This is a genomic window from Pseudomonas sp. Z2-11 (assembly GCF_054161305.1).
The window spans coordinates 750,001-765,305 of the sequence record NZ_CP096395.1; the positions used below are offsets into that span (position 1 = coordinate 750,001).

Here is a 15,305-nt window from a genome sequence, read left to right on the forward strand (position 1 = left end):
GAGACAGACACGTCGAGCAGGTACGAAAGTAGGTCTTAGTGATCCGGTGGTTCTGTATGGAAGGGCCATCGCTCAACGGATAAAAGGTACTCCGGGGATAACAGGCTGATACCGCCCAAGAGTTCATATCGACGGCGGTGTTTGGCACCTCGATGTCGGCTCATCACATCCTGGGGCTGAAGCCGGTCCCAAGGGTATGGCTGTTCGCCATTTAAAGTGGTACGCGAGCTGGGTTTAGAACGTCGTGAGACAGTTCGGTCCCTATCTGCCGTGGACGTTTGAGATTTGAGAGGGGCTGCTCCTAGTACGAGAGGACCGGAGTGGACGAACCTCTGGTGTTCCGGTTGTCACGCCAGTGGCATTGCCGGGTAGCTATGTTCGGAAAAGATAACCGCTGAAAGCATCTAAGCGGGAAACTTGCCTCAAGATGAGATCTCACTGGGACCTTGAGTCCCCTGAAGGGCCGTCGAAGACTACGACGTTGATAGGCAGGGTGTGTAAGCGCTGTGAGGCGTTGAGCTAACCTGTACTAATTGCCCGTGAGGCTTGACCATATAACACCCAAGCAATCTGTAGACTCGAAAGAGGCCAGATTGCGGTGTGTGAAGACGAAATGAACCGAAAGTTCGAGTCAAAACCCACAAACTATCACATACCCATTCGCTGGAACGTGACCGCAAGGTACGCGCTGGCTACCGAATTTCTTGACGACCATAGAGCATTGGAACCACCTGATCCCATCCCGAACTCAGAAGTGAAACGATGCATCGCCGATGGTAGTGTGGGGTTTCCCCATGTGAGAGTAGGTCATCGTCAAGATTAAATTCCGAAACCCCTATCTGCTGACGCAGGTAGGGGTTTTGTTTTGCCCGCAATAAAATTCTTACGACAAGCGCAGAAAGCTCCCGGCTGTCACGGCCCCGCGACAGTGCTAAGGTTCCGCCCTGGCTTTTGCATTTTTCAAGGACGCCTTTATGCCGGACGCTAAGTCCCTCAGCCCTGCTTTCATGGTGGTCCACGGGAACCGCCTTGATGAGCTGCGCAGCCTGGTGATAAGCCTCATGCGGCGCTATCCGCTGGCCCCTCTTGAAAATGAAATCGCGCTCGTACAAAGCAACGGCATCGCACAATGGCTGAAGCTGGCACTGGCTGAGGATCCCCTTGACGACGACATGGGCGGCTGCGGCATCGCGGCTGCGATTGATGTGCAGTTGCCCGGCAGTTTCATGTGGCAGCTCTATCGAATGGTGCTCGGGCGTGACGAGATTCCAGCCAAGTCCTTGCTGGACAAGGCCCCGCTTACATGGCGGCTGATGCGCCTCCTGCCGCAATTGATTGAACAGCCCCATTTCGAGCCCCTGCGGCGTTTTCTGACCCATGACACGGACTTGCGCAAGCGGTACCAGTTGTCTGAGCGCCTTGCAGATTTGTTCGACCAATATCAGGTGTACCGAGCCGATTGGCTCGAAGACTGGGCCCAGGGGCGCCATCAGACCCGCAACGTCCGGGGTGAAATCAAGCCGCTCGCGCCGGCGAATTGCTGGCAAGCGGAATTGTGGCGGGCGTTATTGCTGGATGTGGGAGAGCAGGGCATGGCTCAAAGTCGTGCGGGTGTTCATCAGCGCTACATCGAGCGCATCAATAGTCTGGAAGCCGCTCCAAAAGGTCTGCCTGCGCGGGTAATAGTCTTCGGTATTTCCTCACTGCCCGCCCAAGCGCTCGAAGCCCTGGCCGGGCTGTCACGGTTCAGTCAGGTTCTGCTGTGCGTCCATAACCCATGCCGTCACCATTGGGCAGATATCGTGGCCGACAAGGATCTGCTTCGCCACCAATACAAGCGGCAGGCACGCAAGAGCGGCATGCCGGACGTCCTGGACCCGCAAACCTTGCATCAGCATGCTCATCCATTGCTGGCTGCCTGGGGGAAGCAGGGGCGCGACTATATCAACTTGCTCGACAGCTATGACGAGCCAAACACCTATCGCTCGGTATTTCGCGAAGGGCGGATCGACCTGTTCAGCGAAGGCAATCCCACTACGCTCCTCAGCCAGTTGCAGGATGACATTCTTGAGCTGCGGCCGCTTAGCGAAACCCGGGAAAAGTGGCCCGCGGTCGATACCTCGCGAGACGGATCGATCCGTTTTCATATCGCCCACAGCGCCCAGCGTGAAGTCGAGATTCTTCACGATCAGTTGCTTGCCCATTTCAGCAATGACCCGGCTTTACGCCCTCGGGATATCATCGTCATGGTCCCGGACATCGACAGTTATGCGCCGCATATTCGCGCGGTATTCGGTCAACTCGACCGGGTCGATCCGCGTTTCATCCCATTCACACTGACGGACCAAGGTCAGCGTGGACGCGATCCGCTGCTGATTGCCGTCGAGCATTTGCTGAAACTTCCCGATAGCCGTTTCCCCGTCAGCGAAATCCTTGATTTGCTGGACGTCCCGGCATTGCGTGAGCGATTTGGCATTGATGAGGCCGATTTACCGACACTGCACCGTTGGATCGAGGGCGCAGGCATCCGTTGGGGGATAAGCGCCGAGCACCGAGCCGGGTTGGGCTTGCCCGCGGAGCTGGAGCAGAACAGTTGGCGTTTCGGCCTGCGTCGCATGTTGTTGGGGTATGCCGTTGGTGATTCGCAAGCCTATGAAGGCATAGAACCCTATGACGAAATCGGCGGTCTGGATGCCGCATTGATCGGTCCGTTGGTTGCATTGCTCGATGCCCTAGAGGTTGCTTACCAGGCGCTCAGTCAACCCGCCTCACCTCAGGACTGGGGGACGCGCCTGCATGATCTGATGCAGTTGTTCTTTCTGGCGAGCAACGAGCATGACGATTATCTGCTGGCCCAGCTCGAGGACTTGCGTGAAAACTGGTTGGAAACCTGCGAGTCGGTCGGCCTGCACGACGAGCTGCCGTTGACGGTTGTCAGAGAGGCCTGGCTGGCGGGGCTGGATCAAGGGCGACTGTCCCAGCGGTTCCTCGCCGGTGCGGTCAATTTTTGTACCCTGATGCCGATGCGGGCGATCCCCTTCAAGCTGGTCTGCCTGTTGGGCATGAACGATGGTGATTACCCGCGGGCCCAACCGCCATTGGATTTCGATCTCATGGGCAGTGATTATCGACCGGGGGATCGCTCTCGACGCGAGGACGATCGCTACCTGCTGTTGGAGGCGCTGCTTTCTGCGCGGGAAAAACTCTACATCAGTTGGGTCGGGCGCAGCATCCGCGACAACAGCGAGCGGCCTGCCTCAGTCCTGGTCGGACAGTTGCGCGATCATCTCGCAAATGGCTGGCAGTCGGCGGATGTCCATGGCGACCTTCTTGAAGCGCTGACCCAGGAGCACCCCCTGCAACCGTTCAGCGCTCGTTATTTCTACCAGGGCGATGAGCTGTTCAGCTATGCCAGCGAATGGCGAGGACTTCATGAGATTCATGAGCACGCTGGCAAGCCTGGGGCCTTGGAGCCCTACGTTCAGGAGGAACCCCTGGGGCTTGGTCAGTTGCAGGATTTCCTGCGTAATCCTGTCCGGCACTTTTTCAGCCAGCGACTCAAGGTGTTCTTCGAGCCTCTCGAAGCCCCATTGGCGGACGACGAACCTTTCATCCTGGATGCCTTGCAGCGCTATAGCCTGAGCGACAGCCTGCTTGAGGCTGCCCTTGTTCGCCTTGACCAAGCGGACCTTGCATTGGAAGCCCATGCCAGGAGGCTTCAGAACAGCGGCCTGTTACCCATGGCTGGCTTTGGCCAATGTATGCAGCGTGAATTGATCGAGCCGCTGCCTGATCTACTGCAACGCTACCAGCAACTTCTGGCGCTATGGCCGACTCCGCTGGCCAGTGCCGTGCCCGTCAGCCTGCAATTACACGGTGTGAACATTGAAGGTTGGCTCAGCGGTCTGCACCAGCGCTCCGATGGTGCGGTCCTCGCCATCACTGCCATTCCCAACAGTATCGGTTCTACCAGGACCCGGAAATGGCACCGCTTGATACGACCCTGGGTGAACCATCTCGTGGCTTGCGCCAACGGTCTGTCGATGACGACGGCATTGGTCGCCAGCGATGACAGCTTGCTGCTGAATCCTTTTGACGAGTCGGTAGCCCGCAAGCTGCTCGGCGATTTGTTGCAAGCCTGGCAGGCTGGCATGCGCCAACCGCTGCCAATCGCAGTGAAGACCGCCTTCGCCTGGCTCGGCCAGAGTGATCCGGACAAAGCCGAATCGGCCGCTCGAAAAGCCTACGAAGGCGATGGGCTGACGTCTGAAGGCGAGCGGCGCGAAAGCCCCGCCCTGGCTCGGCAATATGCCGACTTCGATGCGCTTATCGCTGACGAAACATTCCCCGACTGGTGTGACGCGCTCTATCGACCGCTTCTGGAAGCACCGTGGCGTTCGTTGGCGGGTGAGGAAGCGCATTCATGAGTCGACAAACACCCTTGGCGCTGGCTTTCCCACTACGCGGCAGTCAATTGATCGAAGCCAGCGCAGGAACTGGCAAGACCTTTACCATCTCGGCGTTGTACTTGCGCCTGGTGCTGGGACATGGCGGCTCAACGGCCGGCTTTGGCCGTGAGCTGCTTCCTCCGCAGATACTGGTGGTGACTTTCACCGACGCTGCCACCAAGGAATTGCGCGAACGCATCCGCACCCGCCTCGCGGAGGCGGCGCGTTTTTTTCGTGACGAGATTCCCGCTCCCGACGCGTTGATAAACGCATTGCGTGATGAGTTTGATAAAGGGCAATGGCCTGGCTGTGCGAATCGGCTGGATATCGCCGCGCAATGGATGGATGAAGCCGCCGTTTCGACGATCCACAGCTGGTGCCAGCGGATGCTTCGTGAGCATGCCTTTGACAGTGGCAGCCTGTTCACCCAGACCCTGGAAACCGACCACAGCGAATTGCTCGGCGAGGTGCTGCGCGATTATTGGCGATTGTTCTGCTACTCGATGGAGGGTGAGGCACTGGATTGGGTGCGAGCGCACTGGGGCGGTCCTGCTGCGTTGTTGCCACGGGTGAGGGGGTTGTTTGCCAACTCGCGAGGTGGTGACGATGGGCTTGAACCGACGGAACTCATCACCGCGTCCCTGCGCGAGCGCAGCGCAGCCTTGCTCGATCTCAAGGCGCCCTGGCGGCAGTGGGCGGTGGAGTTGCTGGAGATCTGCCAGCAAGGCGTAGCCAATAAAACCGTCGACGGGCGCAAGATGCAGGCTCGTTACTTCGAGCCATGGTTTCAGAAGCTATCTGCATGGGTTGAAGACGAGAGCCTGGAGTTGCTCGACATCGGCACCGGCTTCACGCGCTTGACGCCCGAAGGCATGGCCGAGGCCTGGAAGGGCGACGTGCCCAACCATCCAGGGCTGGACGCCATGGCAGGCCTGAAGGCCGGCCTGGATGCCTTGCCCACGCCTGACGCTGCGGTGCTGCAGCATGCTGCACAGTGGGTCGGGGCGCGCTTCGAGGCGGAGAAGCGGCGCCGGGCGGAAATGGGATTCGACGACATGCTGCTGCGCCTGGACGCAGCTTTGCAGGCTGAAGGTGGGGAGCGCCTGGCGAGCCTGATTCGCGAGCAGTTTCCGGTTGCGCTGATTGACGAGTTCCAGGACACCGACCCGGTCCAGTACCGCATCTTCGAGAGCATCTATCGCATTGGCGACAACGATCCTGAAACGGGGCTGTTCCTGATCGGGGATCCGAAACAGGCTATTTATGCGTTTCGCGGCGCCGACATCTACACCTATCTGCGCGCCCGCGAAGCCACTGCCGGCAGGTTGCATACACTGGGGACCAATTTCCGTTCCAGCCATGCCATGGTCGGCGCTGTGAACCATATTTTTCAGTACGCCGAATCGCGGCTGAATGGGCGCGGGGCTTTTCTGTTCCGCGAGCCATCGGGTGAGAATCCGGTGCCATTCCTGCCGGTCGACTCCCAAGGCCGCAAGGAGTCCTTGCAGCTTGCGGGGCGGACGGTCGCGGCCTTGAATATCTGGCATCTGGCCTCGGACCAGCCGCTCTCCGGAGCGGTGTACCGACAGCAAATGGCCGTGGCCTGCGCCAGTGAAATCACGGCGCTGCTCAATGGCGGCCAGTCAGGGCACGATGGTTTCGTTGGTGATGGGGAAATGTTACGGGGGCTTCGACCGGCGGATATCGCCATCCTGGTGCGTGATGGCAAGGAAGCGCAGGCCGTGCGAAACGAGTTGTCGGCACGGGGTGTGCGCAGCGTGTATCTATCCGATAAGGACTCGGTCTTCGCTTCGCAGGAGGCAAGGGATTTGCTGGCCTGGCTCAAGGCTTGCGCCGAGCCGGACGTCGAGCGGCCGCTGCGAGCTGCGCTGGCCAGCGTCACCCTGAATCTGCCGCTTGCAGAACTGGAACGCCTCAACCAGGACGAGTTGGCCTGGGAACGTCGAGTCATGCAGTTCCGTAGCTATTGGGTGGTCTGGCGCACCCAGGGCGTGCTGCCCATGCTGAGGCGCCTGCTGCATGACTTCAAGCTGCCCCAGGCCTTGATGATGCGTGGCGATGGCGAGCGGGTGCTGACCAACCTGTTGCATCTGTGCGAGCTGTTGCAGCAGGCCGCCGTCGAGCTGGATGGCGAGCAGGCCTTGATTCGCTATCTGTCCGAACACCTTGCATTGACCGGGCAGGCGGGAGAAGAACAGATCCTGCGCCTGGAAAGCGACGAGCAACTGGTCAAGGTGGTCACGATCCATAAATCCAAGGGGCTTGAGTATCCGTTGGTCTTCCTGCCGTTCATATGCTCGACGAAACCGGTGGACGGCACTCGATTGCCGTTGCATTACCACGATGAAGCCGGTCATGCGCAGATCAGTCTTACGCCCAGCCCCGAGTTGATCGCCAAGGCCGACGACGAGCGCCTGGCCGAGGATCTTCGGCTTCTATACGTGGCGCTCACCCGTGCGCAGCATGCCTGCTGGTTAGGTGTGGCCGATCTCAAGCGAGGCAGTAACAGCCGCTCGACCCTGCATCTGTCTGCGCTGGGGTATCTGTTGGGCAATGGTGCGCCGTTGACCGAGTCGGTGGCGTTGAGACGTTGGCTGGAAGATCTGCAGCAGGGTAGCGAGGCGGTGAGCTGCCAGGATATGCCGGAGGCCAACGATCAGCACTATCGACCCCCACGTAATGATGCGGTGTTGCTTGAACCCTTGCTTCCGGTACGTAAAGCCAGCGAGAACTGGTGGATCGCTTCGTACAGCGCGCTGCGCTTTGGAGAAAGTCTCAGCGCCGGCACCGATTCCGCGCCGGAAAACCCGCAGGCGCAAAAGATGTTCGACGACGAACGGCTTGATCCCGACGCTCCCAGGGAAGTCATCGCCGTCGGCGGTGATATCCATCGTTTCCCGCGCGGTCCCAACCCCGGTACGTTTCTCCATGGTCTCTTGGAATGGGCTGCCGGAGAAGGATTTACCGCCTCGCCAATGGCCATCGAAGATGCCATCGCGCGACGTTGCAACCGCCGCGGTTGGAAAGGCTGGATCAGCACCCTTGGAGACTGGTTGCAGCACCTGGTCACGACGCCCTTGCAGATTGGTGGCGGACAGCCTCCGGTGGTACTGGCTCGGTTGAGCCAATTTCAGGTCGAGATGGAGTTCTGGTTCTCCAGTCACAAGGTTGATGTGCTCAAGCTTGATGAGCTGGTTTGCCAGTCAACCCACGGTGGCGCGGCTCGTGTCGCCGCAGAACCGGCACTGCTCAACGGAATGTTCAAGGGCTTCATCGACCTGACCTTCGAGCATGACGGCCGGTATTACGTGGCTGACTACAAATCCAACTGGCTGGGCGCCGATGACATGGCCTATACCGCTCAAGCCATGGAGCAATCGATTCTGGATAATCGTTACGACCTGCAATACACGCTGTACCTGTTGGCCCTGCATCGCCAGCTCAAGGCGCGCCTGCCAGACTATGACTACGACCGGCATGTCGGTGGCGCGTTGTATCTTTTCCTGCGCGGCACACGTTCAGCCAGCCAGGGCGTGTTTTTCACCAAGCCCCCTCGGGCATTGATCGAACAGCTTGACCGCCTGTTCCAGGGAGCACCCGCGCCCAAGGCCGAGCCGGCATGGGTGCAAGGAGAATTGTTATGAGTCGCTCCTTTGCCGACCTGCTGCCTCAATCGCTCGATGACGAAGGGCTGGTCGACCTGGCGCCCCTGAGTCGTGCAGAGGACCTGCTGCTGTTGCTCACGCGCTGGGTGGAACGTGGCTGGTTGCGGGCCCTGGACAAGGCATTCGTGGTGTTCCTGCATGAATTGTCGCCTGGCGATGATCCGCTGGTATTGCTGGCGGCTGCGCTGACCAGCCACCAACTGGGCCATGGGCATGTTTGCCTGGACCTGTTCGAGACACTCAAGGAACCTGATTTCGCCCTGTCACTGCCCCCCGAGGGCGACCTGCAGACGGGCGTGATGCTGTTGCCTTCGCAGATCCTGAGAACGCTGGACGGTGCCCATTGGTGCAAGGTCCTGGCGTCCAGCCGCCTCGTGGCCCTGGCGGTCGATGACAGCGAAGAGGCGCAGCAGCGGCCACTGGTATTGTCCGGCAAACGGCTTTACCTGCGTCGTTACTGGGGCTATGAACGACGGATCGACGCGGCGTTGCGTCAACGCCTGGCCGAACAGGAAAGCGCCCCTGATGACCTGCGCGAGCGGCTGGACGGACTGTTCGGGCCGGCCAGCACGACCGGCCCGATCGACTGGCAGAAGCTGGCTTGCGCGCTGGCGACGCGGAGCGCTTTCAGCATCGTTACCGGCGGCCCGGGCACGGGTAAGACCACCACGGTCGTGCGCTTGCTTGCCTTGCTGCAGGCACCTGCCGTCGAGGCGGGGAAACCGCTGCGGATTCGCCTGGCCGCACCCACCGGCAAAGCCGCTGCGCGGCTGACCGAGTCGATCAGCCAGCAAGTCCGGACGCTGGATGTGATCGACTCCGTACGCGAGCGAATTCCCTGCGACGTCACCACGGTGCATCGCCTGCTCGGCAGTCGTCCCGGCACCAGACATTTTCGCCACCATCGTGGCAATCGATTGCCGTTGGATGTCCTGGTGGTCGATGAGGCGTCCATGATCGATCTGGAGATGATGGCCAATCTGCTGGACGCGCTGCCGTCCCATGCGCGGTTGATTCTGTTGGGCGACAAGGACCAGCTGGCTTCCGTGGAGGCCGGCGCGGTATTGGGGGATCTGTGTCGAGACGCCGAGGACGGCTGGTATAGCCCACAGACGCGCGCCTGGCTCGAGTCCGTCAGCGGCGAGAGCCTGGCGGCGAGCGATCTGAAACAGGACCTCGACGACACTCATCCCCTCGCGCAGCAAGTGGTGATGCTCAGGCATTCCCGGCGCTTTGGCGAAGGCAGCGGTATCGGCCAACTGGCCCGACGGGTCAATCGGCAACAGCCTGAAGAAGCCCGTCAATTGCTGGAGGAGGGCCAATATTCCGACCTGCTCTCCCTGGCGCTAAAGAGCCAGCACGACGGGACGCTTGAGCGCTGGTTGCTCGATGGTCGACCCGGTGGTCCGCAGGGCTATCGGCATTATCTGAGCCTGCTGCGACAGCGACGTCCGGACATTTCTCGCCCGCTGGAAGACAGTTGCTGGACTGATTGGGCGCGTGAGGTCTTGTCGGCCTTTGACGAGTTTCAATTGCTCTGTGCCGTACGCAAGGGGCCGTGGGGCGTCGAGGGCCTGAACCCGAGAATCACCGCCGCGCTGCTCAAGGCTCGCCTGATCGATAGCGATCACCAGTGGTACGAGGGGCGTCCGGTACTGATGACTCGCAACGACTACGGGCTGGGATTGATGAACGGTGATATCGGGATCGCCCTAAGGTTGCCCGAGCGTGACGGTCCTGACGTTGGCAAGCAGGTCCTGCGTGTCGCCTTTCCTCGTAACGATGGCCGGGGTGGTGTGCGTTTCGTCCTGCCCAGCCGCCTGAATGACGTGGAAACCGTTTACGCCATGACGGTGCACAAGTCCCAGGGGTCGGAATTCACCCACACGGCCCTGATTCTTCCGGATGCCTTGAACCCCGTTTTGACCAAGGAACTGGTGTATACCGCCATTACCCGAGGCAAGCAGTGGTTCAGCCTGATAGAGCCGCGCACGGGAATATTCGAAGAAGCGGTTCGGCGCAAGGTCAAGCGGTTGAGCGGGTTGATGCTGGAATTGGATGGAAACGACTGAAGCTCGGGTTTGCCTGTTTGTTCAAAGGTTATGATTAGTCTGTTTTCTGACGGAAATTTGCGTAGGACTCTGTCTCGCTGGCTTTTTGACACTGTGCTATCGTTTCGCACTTATCCACACCAAGAGATTCTCCATGGAAGCGGCGGTTCGGGGGGCGGCGCGCGGAAACGGCCGGAGGCATTATGTGCTCGCCGGTCTGCTGTGCTTGCTGTCGCCTGCAATTGCCGCCCAGGAGCCGACCTCTACCACTCGGGCCGAACAGCGAGCCGAAGCGGTCACCCAGGTCGTGTTGGGGATCCTCAGCTACGCTCGCTGGCCTGTTGAACCGACGCAATTGCAGCTGTGCATCGTCGGTCCGACCCAATACACCGACGACCTGGTCAAAGGCACGGCCCAGGCCACCGGCAGGCCTGTGACGGTACAGCGCTTGCTGGCCGACCATCCCGGCATCGCGAGCGATTGCAATGCCGTCTACATCGGCAGGCTGACCAACGACGAACGTTCCCGATTGTTTGCGTCCCTGATCGGCAAACCGGTGTTGAGCATCAGCGAAGGCGGCGACCAATGCACCGTGGGCAGCCTGTTCTGCCTGCGGGTCGGAGATGAACAGGTGTCGTTCGAGGTCAACCTCGACTCGGTGGCACGCAGCGGTGTACGCATCCATCCGAGCGTCCTCCAGCTGTCACGCCGTAGGCCCGCCGCGCCATGAATTCGTCCAGATCACGAATTCGTCCCACGTTGGGCTCGGTCATCGGTCGCGGTCACCTGATCGTTGCGCTGGTGGCGATCACCATGGCCAGCGTCTCCCTGACCTTGTTGGGCGTGCTTGCCTTACGGGTCTATGCCGATCACAACTTGCATCTTATTGCCCGTTCGATCAGCTACACCGTGGAGGCGGCCGTGGTCTTCGATGACGCTGCGGCGGCCACCGAAGCGCTGGCCCTTATTGCTTCCACTGAAGAAGTCGCCGATGCCCAGGTCTTCAATGAAAGTGGCCGTCTGTTGGCTCATTGGCGGCGACCGGAAACCGGTCTCCTGTCGGAGCTGGAAATGCACATCGCCAAGGCATTCCTGGAAAAGCCCATCAGCCTGCCAATCATCCACCAGGAACAGAACATTGGCAGGATCCTGCTGGCAGGACACGGCGGTAGCTTGTTGCGCTTTCTGCTCAGCGGCCTGGCCGGGATCATCCTGTGCACGGCGGTCAGTGCCTGGGTTGCCCTGTATCTGGCGCGCCGTCAGTTGCGGGCGATTACCGGACCTTTGCGTAGCCTTGCTGAAGTAGCCCATGCCGCCCGTTGCGAGCGCGCCCTGGATCGCCGAGTGCCACCGGCCGATATCGCTGAACTGGATAATCTGGGCAACGACTTTAACGCACTGCTTGCCGAGCTGGAATCCTGGCAGACCCATCTGCAAAGTGAAAACGAGACCCTGGCTCACCAGGCCAGCCACGATAGTCTGACCGGGCTGCCGAACCGGGCCTTTTTCGAAGGTCGGCTGATCCGTGCCTTGCGCAATGCCAACAAGCTCGACGAGCAAGTGGCCGTCCTCTACCTGGACAGCGATCGCTTCAAGGGCATCAACGACAACTTTGGTCATGCCGCCGGTGACGCGGTGTTGACCGCCGTGGCGACCCGGGTCCGGGCGCAGTTGCGTGAGGATGACTTGGTCGCGCGTCTGGGCGGTGACGAGTTTGCCGTGCTGCTGGCGCCGTTGCACAAGACCGAGGATGCCGAACGGATCGCTGAAAAAATCATCGCCAGCATGGAGATGCCGATTCAATTGCCCGGCAATGCCTCGGTCCTGACGTCCCTCAGCATCGGCATCGCCGTTTACCCCGATCATGGCGCCACGCCCGGCGCCTTGCTCAGCGCCGCCGATGCGGCGATGTACCAGGCCAAACGCCTCGCCCGAGGCGGCCAACACACGGCGGGGTCGGAGCACCCGGTCGCGGATCTTCAAACCAGGAGCTGATTTGCATGTTTTTCAATTCGCGTTTTTCTCTGCTGCGTTATGCAGCATTTTTGTTCATAGCCATTTTTGCCCTCAGCGGATGCCAGACGACGCCGCAAAAAGGACTGAGCCCAGCGCAGATCGCTGTTCTCAAGGAGCAGGGGTTCAAACTGACAGACGACGGCTGGGCCTTCGGACTTTCGGGCAAAGTGCTGTTTGGCAGTGACGTGGAAAGCCTCAACCCGGCCAGTACCGAGATCGTCGAGCGGATCGGCAAGGCACTGCTGGGTGCGGGAATCGAGCGGGTACGTATCGACGGTCACACCGATGCATCGGGCTCCCAGGCCTATAACGAACAACTGTCGATACGTCGGGCCGAAAGCGTTGGCAAAGTCTTGAGAGGCGTGGGCATGCGCGAAGAGAACGTCCAGTTGCGCGGCCTTGGCAGCAGCCAACCCGTCGCCCCCAACGACACCGCCAGCGGGCGCACCGAAAATCGTCGCGTGGCCATCGTGGTCATCGCCGACTAATCGGCAAACACCATCTCCCGGCTGTCGCCCATGAGTAGTGGCTGGTTCTGTTCGGTGACTTCGCGGATGTAATCCCACAACAACGTGATCCGCTTGAGCTTGCGCAGATCCTCCCGGCAGTACATCCAGAATTGCCGGGTGACCGTGATTTCCTCCGGCAGCACCGGCAGCAGGCGTGGGTCTTGGGCGGCCAAAAAGCACGGCAGGATCGCCAGTGACCGGCCTTGCTGCGCCGCGACGAATTGGGCGATCACGCTGGTGCTGCGCAGATGAGCGTGGGCGCCGGGCAATACGTTGGCCAGGTAGAGCAGCTCGGAACTGAACGCCAGGTCATCCACGTAGCTGATGAACGAGTGCTTGTTCAAGTCTGCCGGGCGGTGGATCGGTGGGTGATTGTCCAGGTATTGCCGGGTTGCATAAAGCTGCAACCGGTAGTCGCAGAGTTTGCAGCACACGTACGGTCCGTGTTCCGGGCGCTCGAGGGCGATGACGATATCGGCTTCGCGCTTGGAGAGGCTGATGAAGTGCGGCAGCGGCAGGATGTCCACCGAGATCGCCGGGTAGGCGTCGACGAAGTGGCTCAACTGCGGGGTGATGAAAAAGCTGCCGAAGCCTTCGGTGCAGCCCATGCGCACATGCCCGGACAGCGCGACGCCTGAGCCTGAAACCTGTTCGCAAGCCATGTGCAGCGTGCTTTCGATCGACTCGGCATAGCCCAGCAAACGTTGACCTTCAGCCGTCAGGACAAAACCGTTGGTCCGGGATTTTTCGAACAGTAGCGTACCCAAAGAAGCTTCCAGCGAGCTGATGCGTCGCGACACCGTGGTGTAGTCGACGGCCAGACGCTTGGCGGCCGTGCTGGCCTTGCGGGTGCGGGCCACTTCGAGGAAAAACTTGAGGTCGTCCCAATTCAGCGACCCGAGGGATGTAATGTTTTTTTGCATGATGGACCGGTTTTTATGTGCGTTCTTATTAGAAGTTTGCACATCTATACTCCAAAAACCGTCTCATCACCAAGGTGCCTGTTGACCTTGGTCGTTGCTGAACCAGCGCGCCCTTATAAGAACAATCCCGGAGGCCAGCATGAACGTTTCCCTTACGCCCAGCGACACAGCCCTGCAAACCGTCAGATTGCTGATCGATGGCGAGTGGGTCGAGTCCCAGTCCAGCGAATGGCACGACATCGTCAACCCGGCCACCCAACAAGTGTTGGCGAAGGTACCGTTTGCCACCGCGTCGGAAGTCGATGCCGCCATCGCTGCTGCCCAGCGTGCTTTCCAGACCTGGAAGCTGACACCGATTGGTGCGCGGATGCGCATCATGCTCAAGCTCCAGGCGCTGATCCGCGAGCATTCCAAGCGCATCGCCGCGGTGCTCAGTGCCGAACAGGGCAAGACCATCGCCGACGCCGAAGGCGATATTTTCCGCGGCCTGGAAGTGGTCGAGCACGCCTGTTCCATCGGCACCCTGCAAATGGGCGAGTTTGCCGAGAATGTCGCCGGTGGGGTGGATACCTATACCTTGCGCCAGCCGATTGGTGTGTGCGCGGGCATTACCCCGTTCAATTTTCCGGCGATGATCCCGCTGTGGATGTTCCCGATGGCCATCGCCTGCGGCAATACGTTCGTCCTCAAGCCGTCGGAGCAGGATCCACTGTCGACCATGCTGCTGGTGGAACTGGCCATCGAGGCCGGTGTTCCGCCGGGCGTGTTGAACGTGGTGCACGGCGGCAAGGATGTGGTGGATGCGCTTTGCACTCACAAGGACATCAAGGCCGTTTCCTTCGTCGGCTCAACGGCGGTCGGCACCCATGTGTATGACCTGGCGGGTCGCCATGGCAAACGCGTGCAATCGATGATGGGCGCCAAGAACCACGCCGTGGTGCTGCCCGACGCCAATCGCGAGCAAACCCTGAACGCCCTGGTCGGTGCCGGTTTCGGCGCGGCGGGCCAGCGTTGCATGGCGACTTCGGTGGTGGTGATGGTGGGCGCGGCCAGGCAATGGTTGCCGGAGCTGAAGGCGCTGGCGCAGAAACTCAAGGTCAATGCCGGCAGCGAGCCGGGCACGGATGTCGGCCCGGTGATTTCCAAGCGAGCCAAGGCGCGCATCCTTGAACTGATCGAGAGCGGCGTGCAGCAAGGCGCAAAACTTGAACTGGATGGCCGCGACATCAGCGTGCCGGGCTTCGAGCAGGGCAACTTCGTCGGTCCGACCCTGTTTTCCGGCGTAACCACCGACATGCGCATCTACACCGAGGAAATTTTCGGCCCGGTGCTGGTGGTGCTGGAGGTCGATACCCTCGATCAAGCGATCGCCCTGGTCAACGCCAATCCGTTTGGCAACGGCACTGGCCTGTTCACCCAGAGCGGTGCGGCGGCGCGCAAATTCCAGAGCGAAATCGACGTCGGCCAAGTCGGTATTAACATCCCGATCCCGGTGCCGGTGCCGTTTTTCAGCTTCACTGGCTCCCGCGGCTCGAAACTCGGCGACCTCGGCCCTTACGGCAAACAAGTGGTGCAGTTCTACACTCAGACCAAGACCGTCACCGCGCGCTGGTTCGACGATGACAGCGTCAACGACGGTGTGAACACCACCATCAACTTGCGTTAAGGAGCC

General features: G+C 60.4%; 8 protein-coding genes and 2 rRNA genes (1 of these 10 running past the window's edge). 9 read left to right on the top strand and 1 reads right to left on the bottom strand.

Annotated features, from left to right (window positions below):
* The 8 genes from M1E16_RS03230 to M1E16_RS03265 all read left to right on the top strand — a co-directional run.
* Window positions 1–554 (top strand): 23S ribosomal RNA (locus M1E16_RS03230); it begins 2,338 nt to the left of the window's first position.
* 149 nt (window positions 555–703) lie between these two features.
* Window positions 704–819, top strand: a 5S ribosomal RNA gene (rrf, locus tag M1E16_RS03235).
* Window positions 820–974: 155 nt separating this feature from the next.
* Window positions 975–4,427: an exodeoxyribonuclease V subunit gamma gene (gene recC / locus M1E16_RS03240; RefSeq protein WP_458129194.1), complete on the top strand. Its 3,453-nt coding sequence runs from the start codon at window positions 975–977 to the stop codon at window positions 4,425–4,427.
* Window positions 4,424–8,113, top strand: coding sequence for an exodeoxyribonuclease V subunit beta (gene recB / locus M1E16_RS03245; protein ID WP_458129195.1), 3,690 nt, complete (start codon window positions 4,424–4,426; stop codon window positions 8,111–8,113). Before recC ends, recB begins: the two co-directional genes overlap by 4 nt.
* On the top strand, window positions 8,110–10,206 hold the full coding sequence (recD, locus tag M1E16_RS03250; RefSeq protein WP_458129196.1) for an exodeoxyribonuclease V subunit alpha: 2,097 nt from the start codon (window positions 8,110–8,112) through the stop codon (window positions 10,204–10,206). Before recB ends, recD begins: the two co-directional genes overlap by 4 nt.
* A 133-nt stretch (window positions 10,207–10,339) precedes the next feature.
* Entirely contained in the window at window positions 10,340–10,915 is a 576-nt protein-coding gene (locus M1E16_RS03255; RefSeq protein WP_458129197.1) for a YfiR family protein, read from the top strand.
* A complete protein-coding gene (locus tag M1E16_RS03260; RefSeq protein ID WP_305497012.1) occupies window positions 10,912–12,180 on the top strand; it encodes a diguanylate cyclase domain-containing protein in 1,269 nt (422 codons plus the stop codon). Before M1E16_RS03255 ends, M1E16_RS03260 begins: the two co-directional genes overlap by 4 nt.
* Window positions 12,181–12,185: 5 nt before the next feature.
* Window positions 12,186–12,689, top strand: coding sequence for an OmpA family protein (locus tag M1E16_RS03265; RefSeq protein WP_458129198.1), 504 nt, complete (start codon window positions 12,186–12,188; stop codon window positions 12,687–12,689).
* On the opposite strand, the gene M1E16_RS03270 is transcribed toward M1E16_RS03265, so the two are convergent.
* Complete coding sequence (locus M1E16_RS03270) at window positions 12,686–13,633, bottom strand: LysR family transcriptional regulator (protein WP_434569900.1); 948 nt, start codon at window positions 13,631–13,633, stop codon at window positions 12,686–12,688. The two genes, M1E16_RS03265 and M1E16_RS03270, sit on opposite strands and share 4 nt — an antisense overlap.
* Window positions 13,634–13,772: 139 nt before the next feature.
* Here M1E16_RS03270 and M1E16_RS03275 point away from each other — a divergent pair, with 139 nt between their 5' ends.
* Window positions 13,773–15,299 (top strand): CoA-acylating methylmalonate-semialdehyde dehydrogenase, encoded by a 1,527-nt coding sequence (locus M1E16_RS03275; protein ID WP_434569899.1) that lies wholly within the window; start codon window positions 13,773–13,775, stop codon window positions 15,297–15,299.
* Window positions 15,300–15,305: the final 6 nt, after the last annotated feature.